Source organism: Mesorhizobium erdmanii (genome assembly GCF_013170725.1).
In the GTDB taxonomy this organism is placed as follows: Bacteria; Pseudomonadota; Alphaproteobacteria; order Rhizobiales; family Rhizobiaceae; genus Mesorhizobium; species Mesorhizobium erdmanii.
Map to the genome: position 1 here is coordinate 3,977,480 of NZ_CP033361.1, position 20,591 is coordinate 3,998,070.

18 protein-coding genes are annotated in these 20,591 nt (G+C 61.8%); 11 read left to right on the forward strand and 7 right to left on the reverse strand.

Annotated elements, in window-relative coordinates; genetic code table 11:
* Nucleotides 1-9: 9 nt before the first annotated feature.
* Nucleotides 10-312 carry a DUF982 domain-containing protein gene (locus EB233_RS19245; protein WP_064988854.1) on the forward strand — a complete coding sequence of 101 codons (303 nt, stop codon included), beginning with the start codon at nucleotides 10-12 and terminating at the stop codon, nucleotides 310-312.
* A gap of 115 nt (nucleotides 313-427) precedes the next feature.
* On the opposite strand, the gene EB233_RS19250 is transcribed toward EB233_RS19245, so the two are convergent.
* Nucleotides 428-793, reverse strand: a complete 366-nt coding sequence (locus tag EB233_RS19250) for a YybH family protein (protein ID WP_064988655.1) — start codon at nucleotides 791-793, stop codon at nucleotides 428-430.
* Between the two features lie 259 nt (nucleotides 794-1,052).
* Here EB233_RS19250 and EB233_RS19255 point away from each other — a divergent pair, with 259 nt between their 5' ends.
* On the forward strand, nucleotides 1,053-2,543 hold the full coding sequence (locus EB233_RS19255) for a hypothetical protein (protein ID WP_155765300.1): 1,491 nt from the start codon (nucleotides 1,053-1,055) through the stop codon (nucleotides 2,541-2,543).
* A 461-nt stretch (nucleotides 2,544-3,004) separates the two neighbouring features.
* A complete protein-coding gene (locus EB233_RS19260; protein ID WP_064988657.1) occupies nucleotides 3,005-5,059 on the forward strand; it encodes an SPFH domain-containing protein in 2,055 nt (684 codons plus the stop codon).
* Between the two features lie 55 nt (nucleotides 5,060-5,114).
* Here EB233_RS19260 and EB233_RS19265 read toward each other — a convergent pair whose 3' ends face one another.
* A complete protein-coding gene (locus EB233_RS19265) occupies nucleotides 5,115-6,749 on the reverse strand; it encodes an ATP-binding cassette domain-containing protein (protein ID WP_064988658.1) in 1,635 nt (544 codons plus the stop codon).
* Nucleotides 6,746-8,389, reverse strand: coding sequence for an ABC transporter transmembrane domain-containing protein (locus tag EB233_RS19270; RefSeq protein ID WP_064988659.1), 1,644 nt, complete (start codon nucleotides 8,387-8,389; stop codon nucleotides 6,746-6,748). The genes EB233_RS19265 and EB233_RS19270 overlap by 4 nt, the downstream gene beginning before the upstream one ends.
* Nucleotides 8,390-8,491: 102 nt before the next feature.
* Between EB233_RS19270 and EB233_RS19275 the strand changes: the two genes are divergently transcribed.
* From EB233_RS19275 to cydX, 3 genes are read left to right on the forward strand one after another with little or no spacing between them, the layout of a single operon-like run.
* Nucleotides 8,492-10,066 carry a cytochrome ubiquinol oxidase subunit I gene (locus EB233_RS19275; RefSeq protein WP_064988660.1) on the forward strand — a complete coding sequence of 525 codons (1,575 nt, stop codon included), beginning with the start codon at nucleotides 8,492-8,494 and terminating at the stop codon, nucleotides 10,064-10,066.
* Between the two features lie 23 nt (nucleotides 10,067-10,089).
* Entirely contained in the window at nucleotides 10,090-11,244 is a 1,155-nt protein-coding gene (gene cydB, locus EB233_RS19280; RefSeq protein ID WP_064988661.1) for a cytochrome d ubiquinol oxidase subunit II, read from the forward strand.
* A 24-nt stretch (nucleotides 11,245-11,268) separates the two neighbouring features.
* Complete coding sequence (cydX, locus tag EB233_RS19285) at nucleotides 11,269-11,400, forward strand: cytochrome bd-I oxidase subunit CydX (protein ID WP_027051837.1); 132 nt, start codon at nucleotides 11,269-11,271, stop codon at nucleotides 11,398-11,400.
* Nucleotides 11,401-11,440: 40 nt separating this feature from the next.
* On the opposite strand, the gene EB233_RS19290 is transcribed toward cydX, so the two are convergent.
* Nucleotides 11,441-11,770 carry a rhodanese-like domain-containing protein gene (locus EB233_RS19290; RefSeq protein WP_064988662.1) on the reverse strand — a complete coding sequence of 110 codons (330 nt, stop codon included), beginning with the start codon at nucleotides 11,768-11,770 and terminating at the stop codon, nucleotides 11,441-11,443.
* A gap of 115 nt (nucleotides 11,771-11,885) precedes the next feature.
* On the reverse strand, nucleotides 11,886-12,215 hold the full coding sequence (locus tag EB233_RS19295) for an ArsR/SmtB family transcription factor (protein ID WP_032916921.1): 330 nt from the start codon (nucleotides 12,213-12,215) through the stop codon (nucleotides 11,886-11,888).
* A 124-nt stretch (nucleotides 12,216-12,339) separates the two neighbouring features.
* On the opposite strand from EB233_RS19295, the gene EB233_RS19300 reads away from it, so the two are divergent.
* From EB233_RS19300 to dusA, 5 genes are all read left to right on the forward strand, one after another.
* Nucleotides 12,340-13,632 carry an NAD(P)/FAD-dependent oxidoreductase gene (locus EB233_RS19300; protein WP_064988663.1) on the forward strand — a complete coding sequence of 431 codons (1,293 nt, stop codon included), beginning with the start codon at nucleotides 12,340-12,342 and terminating at the stop codon, nucleotides 13,630-13,632.
* A gap of 29 nt (nucleotides 13,633-13,661) precedes the next feature.
* Nucleotides 13,662-13,865, forward strand: coding sequence for a YgaP family membrane protein (locus EB233_RS19305; RefSeq protein WP_027051833.1), 204 nt, complete (start codon nucleotides 13,662-13,664; stop codon nucleotides 13,863-13,865).
* A gap of 88 nt (nucleotides 13,866-13,953) precedes the next feature.
* Nucleotides 13,954-14,964, forward strand: a complete 1,011-nt coding sequence (locus EB233_RS19310) for an efflux RND transporter periplasmic adaptor subunit (RefSeq protein ID WP_064988664.1) — start codon at nucleotides 13,954-13,956, stop codon at nucleotides 14,962-14,964.
* The gene (locus EB233_RS19315; protein WP_064988665.1) at nucleotides 14,961-18,227 is read left to right on the forward strand and encodes an efflux RND transporter permease subunit; all 3,267 of its coding nucleotides are present in this window, start codon (nucleotides 14,961-14,963) and stop codon (nucleotides 18,225-18,227) included. The genes EB233_RS19310 and EB233_RS19315 overlap by 4 nt, the downstream gene beginning before the upstream one ends.
* Nucleotides 18,228-18,485: 258 nt before the next feature.
* Nucleotides 18,486-19,484 carry a tRNA dihydrouridine(20/20a) synthase DusA gene (gene dusA, locus EB233_RS19320; protein WP_064988855.1) on the forward strand — a complete coding sequence of 333 codons (999 nt, stop codon included), beginning with the start codon at nucleotides 18,486-18,488 and terminating at the stop codon, nucleotides 19,482-19,484.
* A gap of 2 nt (nucleotides 19,485-19,486) precedes the next feature.
* Here dusA and EB233_RS19325 read toward each other — a convergent pair whose 3' ends face one another.
* The gene (locus EB233_RS19325) at nucleotides 19,487-20,194 is read right to left on the reverse strand and encodes a TIGR02281 family clan AA aspartic protease (protein WP_064988666.1); all 708 of its coding nucleotides are present in this window, start codon (nucleotides 20,192-20,194) and stop codon (nucleotides 19,487-19,489) included.
* Between the two features lie 75 nt (nucleotides 20,195-20,269).
* On the reverse strand, nucleotides 20,270-20,500 hold the full coding sequence (locus EB233_RS19330; protein ID WP_064988667.1) for a DUF1289 domain-containing protein: 231 nt from the start codon (nucleotides 20,498-20,500) through the stop codon (nucleotides 20,270-20,272).
* Nucleotides 20,501-20,591 lie beyond the last annotated feature (91 nt).

The following is a 20,591-nucleotide window of genomic DNA, read 5'->3' on the forward strand; positions in this document are numbered from 1 at the left end:
GAGGAAACGATGGACTACCTGCATTTCTTTTCCCCCGTGCGAATCTCGCGCGGGCAGGGGCATCCTGTAGAAGAAGTGGATAGTGTCGCCGAGGCGATGGTTTTCTTGCGTAAATGGCCAACGGGAAGACGTGGGCCTGTGTATCAGTGCGCGCTGAATTGCTGCGCGGCCGCTTTGTCGGGCCAGATGTCGGCGGAGGAAGCCAGGAAAGCGTTTACCGGCTTTGCCCGTATCACGCGGCTTCTGGACGACGACATGGCGCTGCCCGTCGCCGGCGAGACCATGGCGGGCGTATACGAGCTGCGGCGTTAGCCGCACCGGATTGCCGAACGCTAAAATCTGCATCCGTAGCGGATGCAGTGTTTTTTGTTGCGTCCGCAGTAGTGACTTCGCGGACGGGCGCAACCTGAGGCCTCCGGCCGAGGCGTTAATCCCAAGCGACGCAATAGTGGTCGATCACCCAAAGCCAGGTGCCGTCGCTTTGACGCCGCGCAACCTCGGCCGTTATGTCTCCATCGGGAAGACGGGTGGAGGTGAGCGCGAGGTCGCCGCAAATGAGCGCAGGCCGCTGTTCTCCCACGGCAAACTTCCGTCCTGACGCAGCGATTTCGGCATAGTAGTCACGGATGACTTCGCGGCCGCGCAGAAAACGTCCGTCGCCGCAGTCGATCACGGCATCCGCCTCGAACAGGGCGACCATGCCATCGACATCGCCCGCATGCTGTCTCGCCATCAGCATGGGTTCCAATTGCTGTGGGTCGTAGGCGGTCTTTCCTGCGCTCGGCGCATTCATGGCGGTATCTCCATTGCTGGGATGCAGTCTATCTCGATCGGCTTCGGCATGTCCGGTCGTGCGCATACTTGGCCTCGCCGCAGAATTATCTGTTCCGATGAGGGCTAGGGGAATCATACCCATACATATACAATACATCAAAGTGTAAATTAGATACTGCTTACAAATAGAGAGAAGATTTTCTTGATCTGTATCTTCGCAATCCCTTATCAGACCGTCACGGATATGTTACCGCTGCTGGCAACGAGGTGATGCGGCAATGTTGCCGAAGCCCAGAAACGCGATGGTGCCGGCGGCGGATGATCTGACCGTCGCGGCCCGCATCTCCCCGCAGGACATCGACGGCGTCGTCCAGCGATGGTCCGCCGGGTCAGTGCTGGCAATGCTGGTGATCGCGACGGCGGCTTTGGTCTTGCGCCTGTTGGGCGCGCGCGGCGATCTCTGGCTCGATGAGATCTGGACTTTTGCGCTGCTTGAGCCGCTAACCTCGATCGACCAGATATTCTGGCGCATAAATCACGACAACAATCATTTCCTCAACTCAGCCTATCTGTATCTGATCGGCCCCAACGCCTCGTCATTGCTTCAACGTGGCCTGTCGGTGGCCTTGGGCGTTGGCGCTGTCCTTGCCGCCGGCCTGGTGGCGGCGTCACGCGGTTGGCGCACAGCCATCGTTACCAGCGTGCTGTTTGCGACGAGCTACCCGATGGTCCACTACGGTTCCGAGGCGAGAGGCTATGCTGGCCTCGTGATGTTCACGCTGCTTTCCGTGCTGTTTCTGGAACGCCGGCTCGACAATCGCGGGTCAGCCATCGGTTTCGCCGCGATTGTCTTAGTCGGCTTCCTGTCTCATCTGACCATGGCGGAAACGGTGGTGATCCTTGTGGCCTGGGCTTCATGGCTTGCGTGGTCACGCACCGGCAGCCTTGCCTCCACCAATCTCGAGGTTGGTCTGATTTTCGCACCGGCCTTTTTGGCGGTGCTTCCGCTCGCCGCTTGCGTGCTCCTTGGCAGCCAGGTGTACGGGTTCCAATTCGGCGGCGTTTCATCGTTTTCGCTGCAGACATTCGCGCAGGGATACGGCGGAATGATCCGCTATTTGTTCGGCCTGCCGTCGTTGATGAGTGACTGGATTTGTATAGGCACGGCTTGCGGTCTGGTGCTTGTTTCCGCCTGCCTTTGGCGCGATCGCCGGACCAGCCTTTATGTGATAGGGACCGTCGGGCTGCCTTTGCTGATGGCAGCCGCGCATCTGCCGAATGTCGGGTTTCCGCGCTACTTTCTCGTCAGCGGGACGCTGCTGCTTCTTGTCGTCGGCGAATTGCTGGGGCGTGGCTTCCAGGCGGGGGGAAGGGGTTTTTTAGTTTCCGCAGCCGCCCTGGCGGCAATGTTGGTCGGCAATACAAGCTCGCTGCTTCAATTCTATGAACACGGCCGCGGCTCCTATTCCAGGATGGTAGACCAGATGACGCCTAACGGCGACAGCACCTACGCCAGCGGTCATGATCTGCGAACCGGAATTGTCGTCGATTATTTCGCCGGCCGTCTTGGGCGCCAGGCATCATTGGTGCCCGCGGACAAAATGTGCTCGCAACCTCCAGACTGGCTCATCCTCGAAGGTGGCGCTCATGAGCAGTTCCAATATGTCCAACCTTCGTCGAGCTGTGTCCTCGCCTTTGAACGTACCGACGCCGCCACAGCCTGGGGCTTTTCGGGCATTGATTGGACACTTTATCGACGGCGGGACTGAGTGCGTTCCTGGCTTGATGGATTTGGTAAATCGCCGCTCCTGCCGAATGACAACCTTAAACACAGCATGCCGTTCAGCTTTCAACGCGGCGCCATTTCGCGCCCTGCCAACTTATAAAGCCACCTTCGAAAAGCCAATTTCCACGCTTTCGAAATAGAGAAAGCATTGAAAATACTTATACGATTTTCACGCGGAATATCTTTAAACCTGCAGCCGCGATCCCTAGTTCGTTTGTTGTAATGTCTATCAAGGCAACACCGATGTGACATAGCTCGCGGCCACGCCACCCCTCACCGGGGACTCGGGACGCGCGGTCATTTTCCCATACAATGAGCAGCCCTAACGTTCGGCACGCCCTTGGTGCGTCGAGCGTGTCGGTGCGCAATCTCCCCGCTTCATGAATCAACACCAACCGGGTGGCCCTCGGGTGAACGAACCCGCGCGCCCCATAGGAGAGAAAGATGGAAGCCCTGCAATATCTCGGCCCAATGGAATGGATGGCGATCGAGATAGCCGTGCCCGTCATCGTGCTGGCAATCCTGTTCTGGTGGAGCGGCGTGGTCCGCTACATCCCAAACGACAGGCTCGGCATCCTGGAAAAACTATGGAGTTTTCGCGGCTCCGTCAGCAATGGCTTCATTGCGCTCAACCGTGAGGCAGGCTACCAGCCGGAAGTCGTGCGCGGTGGCCTGCATTTCTTCATGCCGTTCCAATATTCGATGCATCGCGCCAATCTGGTCACCATCCCGCAGGGTCAGATCGGCTACGTCTTTGCCCGTGATGGCAAGCCGCTGCCTCCGACGCAGACACTTGCTTCCAACACTGACGCCGATGATTTCCAGGATGTGCGCGGTTTTCTCGAAAAAGGTGGACAGAAAGGACCGCAACGCAAGATCTTGCGTGAAGGCACCTATGCCATCAATCTCGCGCAGTTCATCGTGCTGACCGCTCAGTCGATCTATGCCGTCAATCTGAGCTCGTCGGAACAGAACCTTTTCAGCAATATGTCCAGCATGATCTCGGAGCGCGGCGGCTTTGAGCCCGTCGTCATCCATAATGCCGAGGACATGATCGGTATCGTCACCATCCATGACGGTCCGGCCCTGCCGGACGGCGAGATCATCGCACCGACCGTCGCCAACGATCCGAACGACCCGAACTTCCACAACAATTTCCAGGACCCGGAGAAGTTTCTCGGTGCCGGTGGCTACCGTGGCCGGCAATTACAGGTGCTGGCCGACGGCAGCTACTTCCTCAACCGCATTTTCGCGACCGTCGAACTGGTCGAAAAGACGATCATTGACGTTGGCACGGTGGGTGTCGTCGTCTCTTACAACGGCCGCCACGGCACGGACATATCCGGGCAGGCATACCGTCACGGCGAGTTGGTCGAGATCGGCGCACGCGGCGTCTGGTCGACACCGCTGCTGCCAGGCAAGTATGCATTCAATACCTATGCCGGCAACATCATCACGGTGCCGACCACAAACTTCGTGCTCAAATGGACGAAGGAGCAGTTCGGCGAACACAGGCTGGATGAGAACCTGTCTGAGGTGTCGTTGATCACCAAGGACGCGTTCGAGCCCGTGCTGCCGCTCTCCGTCGTCGTGCATATCGACTATATGAAGGCGCCGCTCGTGGTGCAGCGTTTCGGTGACATCAAGCGGTTGGTAGAACAAACGCTCGATCCGATGGCTTCCGCCTACTTCAAGAATATCGCCCAGACAAAGACGCTGATCCAGCTTCTGCAGGAGCGTAGCGATATCCAGCGCAAATCGGGCGAGGAGATGCGCGAAAAATTCAATTCCTACAGCCTCGAACTGCAGGAAGTGTTGATCGGCACGCCCCGTGCCGCCAATGGCCAGAACAGTATAGAGCAGATCCTGATCCAGCTGCGCGAGCGCCAGATCGCAGTCGAAAAGGTCGAGACTTACAAATTGCAGGAGAAAGCGGCCATTCAGGAGCGCACGTTGCGAGAGAAGGAGGCGCTCGCCGAACAGCAAGCCAAGATCACGACGTCGGCTCTTACCATCGAGATCAGTGAGAACGAGGGCAAGGCGCAACTCGCCCGCACCCGCCAGCAGGCGGAAACCATTCAGGTCACTGCCAAGGCGGAAGCCGAGAAGGTGCGTCTCGCCGGCCAGGGCGAGGCCGACATGATCAAGGCTATCGCGCTTGCCGATGCCGAACGCATCAAGGCGACCGGTTTTGCGGATGCCGAGAGGGTGCGCGCCGTAGGCCTGGCGGAGGCCGAGGCCACGCAGAAGAAGGTCGCGGCCTTCGGCGGCCCGGACTATCAGCTCAACTCGCAGGTTCTGATGCGCTTCGCCGAGGCGATCGAGAATGGCCGACTGCCGCTTGTGCCGCAAATCCAGATCGGCGCGACCGGTGGCGAGAAGGGGGCCGCCAATGGCCTCGTCGAGATGATGCTTTCGATGCTCGTTGCCGACCGGGTCGGACCGCAAATCCTACCGGATGAGACCCCGGCACCCGCCGAGGAGGAATCCGTTGAGTAGGATTGATTGAAAATGGGCCGGTTGTACCAGCCCATTCAACCGGAGCCATTCGCCGTCATTGCAACCTAACCGCCGTGGCTCCGCTCGGTGCCAGTTCGTCGTGGCTCGAAAGGATGACGATGCGTTGCCGCAGCCGCAGCAGCAGCGCGTCGAGGATGCGCTTGCCCTGTTCGGCCGCGAGATGCTCGGTCGGTTCGTCCAGGAGCATGACGGGCCTGTCGGAAAGCCATGCGCGGGCGAGGTTCAACCTTTGCGCCTCACCGAGTGACAGCACATCTTGCGTGATCCATCCATCAAGGCCGCCAGCGGCCCTGATCCGGCCCTGGAGTTCCACTGCGTCCAGCGCGCGCCACAACTCAGCGTCGCTGGCGTGCGGGGCAAACAGGTTCTCGCGCACGGTGTCGGCCAGAACCGTGGCGTCGTGGGCGCAGAAGCAACTCATGGAGCGGCGCACATCCACGTTGAGCTCGATGCCATCGCCCAGAACGAAGTCGTCACCGCCGTCGAGCCAGCCAGCGACCTGTTTCAACAGGGAGGTCTTGCCGCAACCGCTGGCGCCATGCAGGACAGTTGGCCTGCCGGCCTTGAGGGTCGCGCTGATTGGCCTGCCGATCAGCCGGCCATCCGGTGCGCGGCGTGGCAATCGGTCCAACGTCAACGACGAAATCGGTTCCGCGACATGCTGGCGCGTTACGCTGTGAGGCGTGCTCCATTTAGCCAGAGCCGACCGAGCAGTTTTCTCGCGTACGAAGGCGACGACGATCTTCGATGCGGCCAGCACGGATTCAGCGACGGCCAGCCAGGCGAAGGCCAGTAGGGCAGGCGGCAACAGTGCCTCGCCACGCAGACCTGACAACCAGGCGGACACCAGAATGCTCAGCATTGCACATGGCGCAAGGCAGTTGGCCAGCGTGTCGAGCAGTGCCTGCCGGTGGCGGAGCACCAACGCGCGCGTCTGGGCATTGGCGTAACCGTCAAACGGCTCGTCGAGCAACGGGCCCCAGCGGCGTTCGCCCTGCAGTGGCACGACGGCCTGTATCGCGGAGCCGAGCAGGCGGGAGGCCTGTTGCCTGCTTTGGCGCATGGCCGCCAGATCGGCGTCGGTTCGGCTTGCCAGGACGCGAACCCCGAACATGTTTACGGCGATGAGGAGCAGGATCGGCGCCATCGCCATCGGTGCCACCCATAAAGTCGCGGCGATCAGCAATAGAATGGCCATGCCAAGCGTCGCTACCGGCAGGCTGACGCGCAGGCGCGCATAATCCACGTCCTCGACGTCATCTAGATAGTCGGCAAGACGGTCCTGATTGCCGAGCTGCCAGCCAGCCTTGCGCACGGACGGTGCCGCCGCCATCGCGGCGAACAACGTCGAGCGGCGCAGAACCTGATCGGTGAGCGCCGCCTGATGGCCGACGACGCGCTCGCCATATTTGGCCGCCGTCCGCGTCAGTGCGAACAGGCGTATGAATGCGGCCGGCACATGGAAGTTGAACGTCAGGGCGGCGGGCGTCAGGCCCGCCAGCGCGACGGCGCCGAGAAACCAGACGGACACGCCGGTCAGCAGGATTCCGCCTGCCAGGGAGGCAAACGCAAGAACAAGGGCGAACCGCCACGGGGCCCTGTGCCGGCTGGCCTCTTCCAAAGGGCCAGTCTTGGTTTCGGGGACGATCGGAGACGTGCTGTCATTCATCCGGCTCGCTCCCGTGCTTGCCTGTTGCCCATCTCGAGGTCGATCGTTCTGCCGGCAAGCAAGGCCAGGCTCCTGTCGTGCGTGGCCACCAGTACGAGCCGGGTGCGCGCTGCCTCCACGAGCGCCTGGCGCACCATCGCGGCATTGGCGGGGTCAAGCTTGGCGGTCGGCTCGTCGGCGAAGATAGCGCGGCCCGAAATCAGTGCGCGCGCCAGGCCGATACGCAGCCGTTGCCCACCAGATAGGTTTTCACCGCCAGCCTTGATCGACGCATCAAGCCCGCCCGGCAGAAGCATGTCGTCGAGAAGGCCGACATTGCCTGCTGCAAGCAGCAGCCGGGTTCGGCAACAGGGACCGTTTTGCCACGCGATGGCGGCGTCAAGCGTGCCTTCCGGTACATAGATATCGGTAGAGCACCATGCGACGTCCGGCGAGGCATCGACCTCCGGATCGATGGATGGCGCGGGGCCGATCCCGGCTAGATGGCGCAGCAGGGTGGACTTGCCCGATCCGCTCGGTCCGGTGATGGCCACCAGTCCGGTCCGTGGCAGGGGCGATGCCGTATCGGCCAGGTCGCGGGTGGCTTTGGCGGCTTCGAAAGCCGGGGATTGCTGACGACGTGCCAGCACAAGCGTGTCGAGCGCGGTCGCCGCGGCGAGGCCCTCCGCCTTGGCGTGATATTGCTCGGCATAACGTCGGAACGGGACGAAATACTCCGGCGCGATCATGAGGATGAACAGGCTTTGCCAGAGCTCAAGGCCGGCAAAGCCTGGGACGCTGATGAGCTTGAGATGTCCGAGGCCGAGAAACACGGCGAGGATTGCGATCGACAGCGACGAGAAGAAGTCGATGATGCCGGTATTGAGGAATGCGATCCTGAGCACGCTCATCGTGCCTGAGGCATAAGTGTCCAGCCGCGCCGCGAGCTTGCGCCTTTCGCGCATCAGCGCATGGTTCCCCAAGATTGTCGGCAAGGTGCGGATGCGATCGGCAAACTGGGCGGCGAGGCGACCGAAGGCCTTCTCCTGCACCTCGGCGCCGCTGCGGATCGCACCGCCGATGAGGACGAAGAAGACAATCATCACAGGGGTCAGCAAGATGAGCGCCAATGCCGCCTCCCACGAGATGGCCATGATCGCGGCTGCGGCAAGTAGGGGCCCCAACCCCAGCATGATCGACGCAAGGCGATGTCCGACCGCCAGGCCAGCCACGGCTTGCGGATAGCGTTGAAGTCCTGCGATCAATGTTCCGAGTGGCATCGCCTGGATGTCGCCTGGAGAAGCCGCGGCGAGGGCGCCGCGCACCGCCTCAAGCAGGCCGTTGGCGACTTTCAGTTCCGTATTGGCAATAGCGCGGTCGGCCACCAGGCCGATCAACGAGCCGAGGATAAGGCTGGCCAAGGCCGCGCCGAGCATCGGCCAGTTGGCTCGGCCAGAGATCATCTCACCCACGAATATGGCCGCCAGGCCGATCATTGCAAGCCGCAGCACGGCGCGCGCTGCTTGCAATGCAAGGGCGGAACGCAAGCCGGGGGCGACCAGGCCGTGCGCGACGCACAGCGTCCTGCCGGGGGTGAGCGCCTCGGAATTGGCTACCGCCGTTGGATGTTTGTCACGACGAATCAGAGCGGCCTTGAGCATGACAGTTCAATCTCATGCCAAGGCCATGAGCGAATTGATGCACGTCAAAGGCTCGGCGTCAGAACGGAGTTATCGAAGATGATGCTTTGACGGAGTTCTCGCATGACCAGCCCATTGCTCGTGGAACTGTCGCGGCTGCAATTCGCGCTGACGGCCATGTACCACTTCCTGTTCGTCCCGCTGACGCTGGGCTTGTCGATCATGCTTGCGATGATGGAGACGGTCTACGTCATGACCGGTCGCACCATCTGGCGCGACATGGTGAAATTCTGGGGCGTGCTATTCGGCATCAACTTTGCGCTCGGTGTCGCTACCGGCCTTACCATGGAATTCCAGTTCGGCATGAACTGGGCGTACTACTCCCATTATGTCGGCGACGTCTTCGGTGCGCCCCTGGCAATCGAAGGGCTGATGGCGTTCTTCCTGGAGGCGACTTTCGTCGGCCTGTTCTTCTTCGGCTGGGAAAGGCTCTCGGCGCGCGCGCATCTCGTAGTCACGTGGCTTGTGGCGCTGGGCACCAATTTCTCGGCGCTGTGGATCCTGATCGCCAATGGCTGGATGCAGAATCCCGTCGGCTCGGTCTTCAATCCCGACACGATGCGCATGGAAGTAACCGACTTCGTCGCCGTCATCTTCAACCCGGTCGCGCAGGCTAAATTCGTTCATACGGTTTCGGCGGGCTATGTCTGCGGTGCCGTCTTCGTGCTCGGCGTCTCTGCGTTCTATATGCTGCGCGGACGGCACCTCGATCTCGCCAAGCGCTCCTTCGTTATCGCCTCGGCTTTCGGCATCGCATCTTCGTTGTCCGTCATCGTGCTCGGCGACGAGAGCGGCTACGCCATCACCGACAACCAGAAAATGAAGCTCGCCGCCATGGAGGCGATGTGGGAGACCGAGCCGGCTCCCGCCTCGTTCACCGCATTCGGCATTCCCAGCATGAGCGATCGCACGACCCATTTCGCCGTGCATATCCCTTGGGTCATGGGCCTTATCGGCACGCGCTCGATCGACAAGGAAATCCCTGGCATCTTCGAACTCGTCCACAAGGCCGAGGCGCGCATCCGCAATGGGCTGACCGCCTATGATGCGCTTGAAAAGCTCAAGGTCAACCATGGCGACACGGCGGCACGCGCAAGCTTCGACGCGACAAGCAAGGATCTTGGCTACGCCTTGCTGCTCAAGCGCTACATCGAGGATCCGCGGCTGGCCAATGACGACCAGATCAAGCAGGCGGCATGGTCGACCGTGCCGGAAGTGCCGGCGATCTTCTTCACTTTCCGTCTGATGGTGTTGTGCGCCTTCCTGCTGCTTGCCGTCTTTGCGCTCTCGCTCTGGCACACGATGCGCGAGACGCAGGCGCCGCGCTGGCTGTTGCGCATGGCGCTGATCGCGATGCCGCTGCCATGGATTGCCGCGGAGGTCGGCTGGTTTGTTGCTGAATTTGGCCGGCAGCCATGGATCATCGAGGGGACGCTGCCGACTTTCCTGGCGACGTCCGAGCTCGGCATTCCTGACCTCCTGATCACCATCCTCGGCTTCACCGTCGTCTACGGGGTGCTGGCCGTGATCGAGGTGCGGCTGATGCTGCAGGCGATAGCAAAAGGTCCGGCTATCGGCGCGGACGTCGCGCCTCCCGTTGGCGAAGGCACACGGATCCGTCTCGCGGCCGCCCAATAAGCCCTCTGCAAGGAAGAATGACGATGATCGATTTTCTCTTCAACTATGAAACGCTGCGGATTGTGTGGTGGGTGCTGCTTGGCGTCCTTTTGATCGGCTTCGCGGTCACCGACGGCTTTGACATGGGTGTCGGGGCATTGCTACCCTTCGTCGCAAAAACCGATATCGAGCGTCGTGTTGCCATCAACACCATCGGACCGGTCTGGGAGGGCAATCAGGTCTGGTTCGTGCTCGGTGGCGGAGCCATCTTCGCCGCGTGGCCAGCGCTCTACGCGTTGAGCTTCTCCGGCTTCTACCTCGCAATGTTCCTAGTTCTGTTCGCGATGATCCTGCGACCGGTTGCCTTCAAGTACCGTTCCAAGCGGGAGGACGCCCGCTGGCGTTCGAACTGGGACTGGGCGCTGTTCATCGGCGGCGCCGTGCCGGCGCTCGTCTTCGGCGTGGCGGTGGGCAATGCCCTGAAAGGCGTGCCGTTCCATTTTTCCACCGACTTGCGCCCGTCCTACGAGGGTACCCTGTTTGGCCTGCTCAATCCGGTGGCGCTCTATTGCGGCCTTGTTTCGCTTTCCATGCTTGTCATGCACGGCGCGGCGTGGCTGGCCTTTAAGGCGGAAGGGCCGGTGGCTGACCGCGCCCGCATCATTGGCGGCAAGGCCGCGCTGGCCGCTGCTGTCCTGTTCGCCGGGGGCGGCGTGCTTGTTTGGCTCGGGCTGCTCGGCGGCTATGAGGTCACGAGCGCCATCGTCTGGGATGGCCCGTCCAATCCGCTTGGCAAGACCGTGATCGCAAACGCGAACGGCTGGCTGCGCAACTTCTACGCGACGCCGGCTCTGTGCCTGGTGCCCGTGCTCGGCATCGTGGCGCCGCTGCTCGCCGCCGCCGGGTTCGGGGCGCGACGCGAAGGCCTCACCTTCTTGGCGTCGAAACTTGGCATTTTCTGCATCATCGCGACTGTCGGTCTGGCGATGTTCCCGATCATCCTGCCGTCGAGCACGAATCCGAGCCATTCGCTTGCCGTGTTCGACGCATCCTCAAGCCGGGCGACGCTGCGCAACATGCTGATCGCAACGGTGATCTTCCTTCCGCTCGTACTTGCCTACACGGCGTGGGTCTACAGCGTGCTTTGGGGGAAGGTCAGCGAAGCTTCCGTGCGCGGCGCCGGTTCCTCCGCCTATTGAATTAGAGACTGGAGATTTGCAACGATGTGGTACTTCGCTTGGATCCTCGGCCTCGGACTGGCCACCACGGTCGGCATCCTGAATGCCCTCTGGTATGAGTTGCGTGCGGTTCGTGCGCAGCCCTCCGAACAGATTGAGCACTTGGAAGTACCATGAGGCGTCGAAATCAAACCTCCGAACGGAAACCCCGTCGCTATCAGCTTGACGACGGGAACCCTTGGGCACGCCAGGAACTGATGCCGCCGCCCATATGCGTATCGTGCGGCTGTCCCGCAGCCATGGCGACGGCAATCGCCTGCGATGACCGACCGCCGGCGTGGCAATAAAACACGACGCGTTTGCCGGATGGAATGCGGTCCATCTCGTCCCGAAGCTTGCCCAAAGGGATATGAATGGCGCCGGCTATATGCCCAGACGCCCACTCGCCGTCTTCCCTGACGTCGACGAGCGTAACGGCATCGCCCATCTGGCGCACTTGCGTCGGGGTCAGGGTCTTGGCTGTCGACCGCCTTCCAAATCCAAACATTGTAATTCTCCTGTTTCTTGCGGATCCGACCTGGTGCCGCCTTTGAGATCTTCGAGGCCTTCGGCTCAATTGGACGACGCGAGCGACGGCGAAGGTCCTTCGCCATCGCTTATCGTCACGAGCAGAAAGCCGAGTGAAGCGCTTCGACCACCGTCAGGACTTCTGACCGGGTGATGCGGTAGTAGACGGTCGTGCCATCGCGTCGCGATTCAACCAAGCCGTCAGCGCGCAACCGCATGAGCTGCTGCGACATCGGCACCTGGTCAATGCCAAGCAGTTCGCGCAACTCCGCCACCGAGCGCTCATCCTTCCCCAACGCGCAAAGGACCAGAAGCCGTTGGGGATGGGATAGGCTCCTGAGCAGATCCGCTGCCTTTCCCGAAGCCGGGATCATCTCTCTTACATTCATACTCTTGAATTTATAATCTTTGAATGTTAATTGCAAGCCCATCAGCCTGGCTTGCGAACGGAACGACCTACAATCGTGGCCTTGGCAAATTGAGCCAGATCAACACAAGCCTGCTGCCTTGCTGTCAGATTGCGGAACGAGAAACATCGGGAGGAACCCCATGTCACACATCGTCGTCCTTGGAGCCGGTCTTGGCGGAACCATCATGGCCTATGAAATGCGAGAGAAGCTGCGCCGCGAGGACAGCCTCACTGTCGTCAATCTCGGCACGTCCTATTCCTTTGTGCCTTCCAATCCCTGGGTGGCGGTCGGCTGGCGCAAACGCGACGACATCACCGTCGATCTCGCCGCAGTTTTCAAGCGACGCGACATCGCGCTCAAATCCGAGGGCGCCAAGAAAGTGTATCCGAAGGAAAACCGGATCGAACTCAATGACGGTACGTTTGTCGACTACGACTACCTGATCATAGCAACCGGGCCGGACCTCGCATTCGATGAGGTGCCCGGCCTCGGACCTGCCGGATATACTCAGTCGATCTGCCATATCGACCATGCGACCGCCACCAAGGCGAAGGTCGATGAACTCGTCCGCAATCCAGGCCCTGTGATCGTCGGCGCCGTGCAGGGGGCATCCTGCTACGGACCCGCCTACGAATTCGCCTTCATCCTCGACACCGCGCTACGGAGGGCCAAGGTGCGCGACCGGGTGCCGATGACGTTCGTGACGCCGGAGCCCTATATCGGACATCTCGGCCTGGACGGCGTCGGCGATACCAAGGGCCTGCTCGAGAGTGCCATGCGCGATCGGCACATCAAATGGATCACGAACGCCAAGGTCTCGTCAGTCGACGCTGGAACCATGCATGTGGAGGAAGTTAACGAGGACGGTTCGGTGAAGGCCAAACACGACCTGCCGTTCGCCTTCTCGATGATGCTTCCGGCCTTCCGTGGCGTGCCGGCGGTGAAGGACATAGAGGGCCTGGTCAATCCGCGCGGCTTCGTCACGATCGACAAGCATCAGCGGAACCAGACTTATCCGAACGTCTTTTCGATCGGCGTCTGCGTCGCCATTCCTCCAGTCGGCAAGACGCCGCTGCCGGTTGGTGTTCCAAAGACCGGCTTCATGATCGAATCCATGGTCACGGCGACGGCGGAAAACATTGGCGCACTGCTGCGCGGCGAGGAACCGCGGGCTGTCGCGACCTGGAATGCGGTCTGCCTGGCCGACTTCGGCGACGAAGGCATCGCCTTCGTGGCGCAGCCGCAGATCCCGCCACGCAACGTCAACTGGTCGTCGCAGGGCAAATGGGTGCACGCAGCCAAAGTGGGGTTCGAGAAATACTTCCTGCACAAGGTCCGTCAGGGCAAGAGCGAGACCTTCTACGAGGGACTGGCACTCGACTTGCTCGGTATCAAGAAGCTCAAGGCCATTCACATGGAGCCTGCCGAATAGGCACGGCGCAGATTTCAGGAGACGAGATTATGACGATCGACAAGGCTGTTCTGATGTTTGCGGGGTTCATGGTGCTGATCTCCGTCGCGCTCGGCTATTACTATTCGCCCTACTGGTTCCTGCTAACCGCCTTTGCCGGACTCAATATGGTGCAGGCTTCTGTGACGGGCTGGTGCCCGGCGGCTATCGTCTTCAAGAAAGTCGGCTGCAAGAGCGGCGTCGCCTTCAAGTAGCCCCCGACTTTCCAGGATTGGCGTCCCATACGGGAGGTGCCCTCGCGCCTCCCGTCCTTTCAACTCGTTCCGAGGGCGGCACATTGCGATGAGATACGTACGGTTCTTCCTGGCCAACGGGCTTCTGCTCGGCATCACGCTGCTCGCCAGCGGTGGCGCTCTAGCCGAGGACTTCACTGTCGCGGTCGCCACCATCACCGAAATGAAGGCTGTCTTCGGCCAGGTCGAGAGCCGCACGATCGTGCCGGCACGCGCTCGCATTTCGGGTACCATCACCCAGGTGCGGGTGACGGAAGGCCAGGTCGTCAAGAAAGGTGACGTGGTCGCCACCGTCGTCGACGACAAGATAGCTCTGCAGCTTCGCGCGGCCGATGCAAAGATCGGTGCCCTCAATTCCCAGATGGAGAATGCCAAGACCGATCTGCAGCGCGCCCAGGATCTGCTGGCCAAAGGTGCCGCCACACAGAGCCGGGTCGATGCGGCTCAGACCCAGTTCGACGTCATTACCGCCCAGCTGGCGGCCGCGGTTGCCGAAAAGGCCGTTACCCAGCAGAGCGCCAAGGAAGGCGACACCCTTGCACCGGCCGACGGTCGAGTGCTGACGGTTCCGGTGACGGCCGGCTCTGTGATCATGGCGGGCGAACCGGTCGCCCGGGTGGCCTCGGGCCAATACTATCTGCGACTGTCGCTGCCGGAGCGGCATGCGACCGAGATCGCGCAGGGAGCCCAGGTCGATATCGCCGAACGCGGCGCCGGTACGGATGGCGTCTTCATCAAGGCCCGCCAGGGCCGCATCGCCAAGGTTTATCCGGAGATCGAGAACGGCCGCGTCATCGCCGACGTAGAGGTCGCCGACATCGGCAACTTCTTCGTCAACGAGCGTACGCTGGTGTCTATCCCGGTGGCGAAGCGGACCATCCTCGGCGTGCCGCCGCAGGCGGTCAGCACGGTGCATGGGATCGACTACATCACCGTCGATACGGCTAACGGACCACTCAGCGTCGCAGTCGTGCTGGGCGAGCGATACCAGGATGGCGGACAGCCACGGGTCGAGGTCCTGACCGGCCTAGCCGAAGGCGACAAGGTCGTCCTGCCATGAAACTCGGCATTGCCGGCGGGCTCACCCGCTCGTTCATCGCCTCGCCGCTGACGCCGCTCTTCCTGTTGGCGGCGCTGGCCTTGGGGCTTGTGGCGCTCGCCACGCTGCCACGCGAAGAGGAGCCGCAGATTTCCGTGCCCATGGTGGACATCCATGTAGCGGCCAACGGGCTGAAGGCGGAGGATGCGGTCAAGCTCGTGACCGAGCCGCTGGAAACCATCATCAAGGGCATCGACGGTGTCGAGCACGTTTATTCGCAAACCGTGGACGACGGCGCGCTGGTGACGGCACGCTTCAAGGTCGGAACCAGTTCCGACGCCGCCGTTTTGCGCGTTCACGACAAGGTTCGCGCCAATATGGATCGCATCCCGGTCGGCATCCCCGAACCGCTCATCGTCGGGCGTGGCATCGACGACGTCGCGATTGTGGTGGTGACATTGACACCGACGCCGGAGGCAGCCGGCCGCTATTCCTCGGCCGATCTCACGCGGCTGGCGCATGAACTTCAGGTCGAGGTCGCCAAGCTGCCGGATATTGGCCTGACTTATATCGTCGGCGAACAGCCGGAAGAGATCCAGGTCGAGCCGGATCCGGAAAAACTCTCTCTTTACGGCATCACGCTGCAGCAGTTGACGGCCAAGGTCGCCGGCGCCAACAGATCCTTCCAGATCGGCACGGTGCGCGACGAAGGCAAGCAGCGCGTGCTGATCGCCGGCCAGACACTGCAGACGTTCGCCGACATCGGCAATCTGCTTCTGACCGCGCGGGACGCGCGGCCGGTCTATGTGCGCGACGTGGCCAAAATCGTGTTGGCGACGTCGCCGGCCGAGAACCGGGTCACCAACATCGTCAAGTCCGACAAGGGACTTGAACGGGCCCCGGCCGTGTCGCTGGCGGTTGCAAAGCGGCCGGGCACGAACGCGGTTGTCATCGCCGATACGATCGTCAAACGTCTCGACCAGGTGCGGGGTGAAATATTCCCCAAGGACGTCCAGATGGTCGTGACCCGCGACTACGGCCAGACCGCGAACGAGAAGGCGAACGAACTGCTCTTCCACCTCGGCCTTGCCACGATCTCCATCGTCGTGCTGGTCGCAGTCGCTATCGGCTGGCGAGAGGCGTTGGTGGTGGCCGTTGTCATCCCGACGACGATCCTGCTCACGTTGTTTGCCTCGCGCATCATGGGCTACACGCTGAATCGCGTCAGCCTGTTCGCGCTGATCTTTTCCATCGGCATCCTCGTCGACGATGCGATCGTGGTGATCGAGAATATTGCCCGGCATTGGGCCATGGATGATGGGCGATCCCGCAAGCAGGCGGCGATCGACGCCGTGGCTGAGGTCGGCAATCCGACCATCGTTGCGACGCTCACAGTGGTCGCGGCGCTCCTGCCAATGCTGTTCGTGTCTGGCCTGATGGGCCCTTATATGAGCCCGATCCCGGCCAACGCCTCTGCGGCAATGCTGTTCTCCTTCTTCGTCGCGGTGACGCTGACGCCGTGGCTGATGATGAAATTCGGCAAGAAGGGCCAAGGCTCGGCGCATGCCCAGGACGCCAGTAGCCCCGGTGGCGCGCTCGGCCGCGCCTATATCGCAGTCGCAAGGCCGATCCTGAAGTCGCGGTTCCGGTCATGGACCTTCCTGCTTGTCGTCGGCGCCGCGACCATGGCTTCCATGGTGCTCATCTACACCAAGCACGTCACGGTGAAGCTCCTGCCGTTCGACAACAAAACCGAATTGCAGGTGGTTGCGGACCTGCCCAAAGGCTCCTCGGTCGAAGACACAAACCGGCTGTTACAGGCTGTGGTGGATCGTCTGGCCGACGTGGCCGAGGTGGTTTCATTCCAGACCTATGCCGGCACGGCAGCGCCGTTCAACTTCAACGGCCTGGTGCGCCATTACTACCTTCGCTCCGGACCCGAGCAGGGCGACGTTGCAGTCAACCTGGCGGGGAAGGGAGACCGCAGTCGTCCAAGCCATGCCATCGCCCTCGATCTACGCGAACGGCTGAGAGGCCTTGCCATGCCAGAAGGCACCGTGATCAAGGTGGTCGAGCCGCCGCCTGGTCCGCCGGTGCTTGGGACATTGCTCGCGGAGATTTATGGGCCTGACGCCGAGACGCGCCGCGCGGTCGCGGCAAAGGTGCGCGAGACGTTCGCCTCCATCCCGTTTATCGTCGACGTCGACGACAGCTTCCATAACCAGCCGCAGCGCGTGCGGCTGGCGATCAATCAGGACAACCTCGAATACTACAAGGTCGAGCAGTCCGACGTATACGACACACTAACTTACCTCTACGGCGGCACGACGATCGGCTACTCACACCGCGGCGGCGGCCGCCAACCGATCCCGATCCGCGTGGCGCTCTCGAAGAGCGGCGGCGTGGTTGATCAGCGCGCGCTGACGACGCCGGTGCCGGCGAACGCGCTGCCCGGCGCACGCGACGTGGTGGAACTCGGCGATGTCGTGCGGGTGACGCGCGAGGCGGCCTCCTACCCGATCTTTCGCCACAACGGCCGGCCCGCGGAGATGGTAATGGGAGAACTCGCGGGCGCGTTCGAAGCGCCGGTTTATGGCATGCTCGCCGTCAACGATGCCATTGCCAAGGCCGATTGGGGTAACCTGCCGAAACCGACGATCGCGTTGCACGGGCAACCGGACGACGAATCCAAACCTACACTTCTGTGGGACGGGGAGTGGGAAGTGACATGGGTCACCTTCCGCGACATGGGCGCGGCCTTCATAGTGGCTATCCTGGGCATCTACATTCTCGTCGTCGCGCAGTTCGGTTCGTTCAGGCTGCCGCTGGTTATCCTGACGCCGATTCCGCTGACCCTGATCGGCATCATGCTCGGCCATTGGGCCTTCGGCGCGCCGTTCTCGGCCACCTCGATGATCGGCTTCATCGCGCTTGCCGGCATCATCGTGCGCAACTCGATCCTGCTGGTGGATTTCATTCGCCACTCCAAGGGCACCGACAGGCCTCTGGTCGACGTTTTGCTCGAGGCCGGCGCCATTCGCTTCAAGCCGATCCTGCTGACCGCGATCGCAGCGATGATCGGGGCGGCAGTCATCCTGACCGACCCGATTTTCCAGGGCTTGGCAATTTCGCTGCTGTTTGGCCTCGCCTCGTCGACGCTGCTGACAGTTCTCGTCATTCCCGCCATCTACGTTGCTCTTCGAGGCGGCTCGAAGCAGGAGACGGTCAGGGACGCGCCGCCAGAGCCTACGACGACCAATGAACCAACCGCAGCTCCCGGCTGAACTCGATCGGCTGATATGGGACTTTGAAGCATATAGAGGGCCGCGGCCTTGGAGCGGCGAGGGGACTTGCCTACATCGCACAGGTCGTTGATATGAAGGTCGATAAGTTCGCCGAAGTATTCAGGCGCGCGATACGGGACTTAGTCGGCGCCTCACCGCGATTGACTTGGCGCTCGGTTTTGGTAGCCCAGCGCCGTGCGTATCCTGGCGTAAATACGTGTGCACTCGGCAGCTTCTAACAATTTGATGATAAAGAAAATGGCGAAAAATCTCGAGCATAGACTGGCCGTAGCCCCTATGATGGATTGGACGGACCGGCATTGCCGGTTCTTCCATCGCCAGCTGACCAGCCGGGCGCTGCTCTATACCGAGATGGTGGTGGCCGACGCCGTCATCCATGGCGCGCGTGAGAGGCTGCTTGGTTTCGATGATGCCGAACATCCCGTCGCGTTGCAGCTCGGCGGGTCGGATCCTGCAAAGCTTGCCGAAGCGGCGCGTATCGGCGAGGCGTTCGGCTATGACGAGATCAACCTCAATGTCGGCTGCCCGTCGGACCGCGTCCAGTCGGGTACATTCGGCGCCTGCCTTATGAAAGTGCCCGACCTCGTCGCCGGCTGCGTCGCGGCCATGAAAGCGGCGGTGACAATCCCCGTCACCGTCAAATGCCGCATCGGCGTCGACGAACAGGATCCGGAGCCGGCGCTCGACGCGCTGGCTAACGGGGTTTTCGAGGCTGGCGCCGACGCCTTGTGGGTGCATGCACGCAAAGCTTGGCTGGAGGGGCTGAGCCCCAAGGAAAACCGCGACATCCCGCCGCTCGATTATGGCCGGGTCTATCGCTTGAGAACCAGAAAACCAAACGAATTCATTGGCATCAACGGCGGTATTCAGTCGCTCGAAGAGGCGCTGGCGCATCTCGATCATGTCGATGGCGCCATGCTTGGCCGCGCCGCCTATCACACACCAGGCATCCTGGCCGGCGTTGACGCCGGCTTCTATGGCGCGAAGTCCGAAGCGTTCGATTTTGCCGCGCTGATCGATGCGATGGCGGACTATGCGGCGCGTCACATCGCACAGGGCGGGCGGCTCGGCCACGTCACCCGCCATATGGTAGGACTGTTCCACGGACTGCCCGGTGCGCGTCGCTATCGCCAGATCCTGTCGACCGACGCAAATCGGCCCGGCGCCGGACCGGACGTGCTGAAGACGGCTTTCGCGGCCGTCCAATTCGGTGGAACAGCGGCCGAAGCGGCCTGACCTCAGTCCCTCAAGATCATGCGGTCGCCGCGCACGTCGAAGCCCGACAGAGAGCCGATGAAGTTCATGCCGAGCAGGCTTTGGCTCAACATGCCGGGCGCCGCGACCATCACCGGCATGTCCTTGCGCACGATGCCGCCGATGGCCAATTCGTCGGTCTTGACAGCCGCGGCGCGCGCCATGCCGTTGGCGGTCGAAACCGGTATCGTGTAGTTGAGCACCGCTGGATTGAAGCCGGCGGCCTGCGCGTCTTCCGACGTCAGTACCGTGCTGGTCGCGCCAGTGTCGACAATGGCCCTGACCGGATTGCCGTTGACCAGGATGCGAGCTTCGAAATGGCCATTGTCGGCCTTGTCGAGGGTCACCGTGGCGTGGCCGTCTTCGACGCCGAGCGCCAGCGGACTGCCGGGAACGAGGCCGGCGGTCACCCGGCTGGCAACGTCCTGCAGTTCGTAGCGATACTGGTAGCCGGCGATCAATGCGAGCACGATTGCCGCCCAGGTGCCAAGATTGCGAGCCATGTCGCCCAAAGGGCGGCCCGACCGCAGCAGGCCGGCACCGATGAGGGCGCCGAAAGCGCCAAGCCAGATCAGCCGGCCGAAATCATAGTTCTCGACGCCAAGCGTGCTGCCTCGGGAATCGTTGAGCATGAGCAAGACCGCTCCCACGCCGATCACCGCCATAACGATCCAGAACAACCAGCTGCTCATCCATGCCTCGCTCGAGCAATTCCAGGAAAGGTGTGAAGCGGTTTTCCCACGGGAATTGCGTTTAAAACAAAGAGCCTAGAGTACGTCGCGTTCGCGCGCCATTCGGGTGCGGCGCGTTTCCCGGCGCGGCCGGCGTTCGACCGTTTCCAGCCGAGCCGGCAGTTCGGCCATCACATTACGGCGGCTTTCCGGCGTCATTCCCATCCAGGCGCCGATTTCCTCGCGCGTGCGGCCGCAACCGAAGCAGAAGCCGGTTTTCATGTCGATCGAACAGACCAGGATGCAGGGGGATTCGATGGCCGTCATGACTTTCTCTCGAGGGATCCGCCAAGGCTCCGCTCTTCCACCTCCACATGGTGCAACGGCAAAGCCAATGCAAGCCCTCGCGATCGCGCCT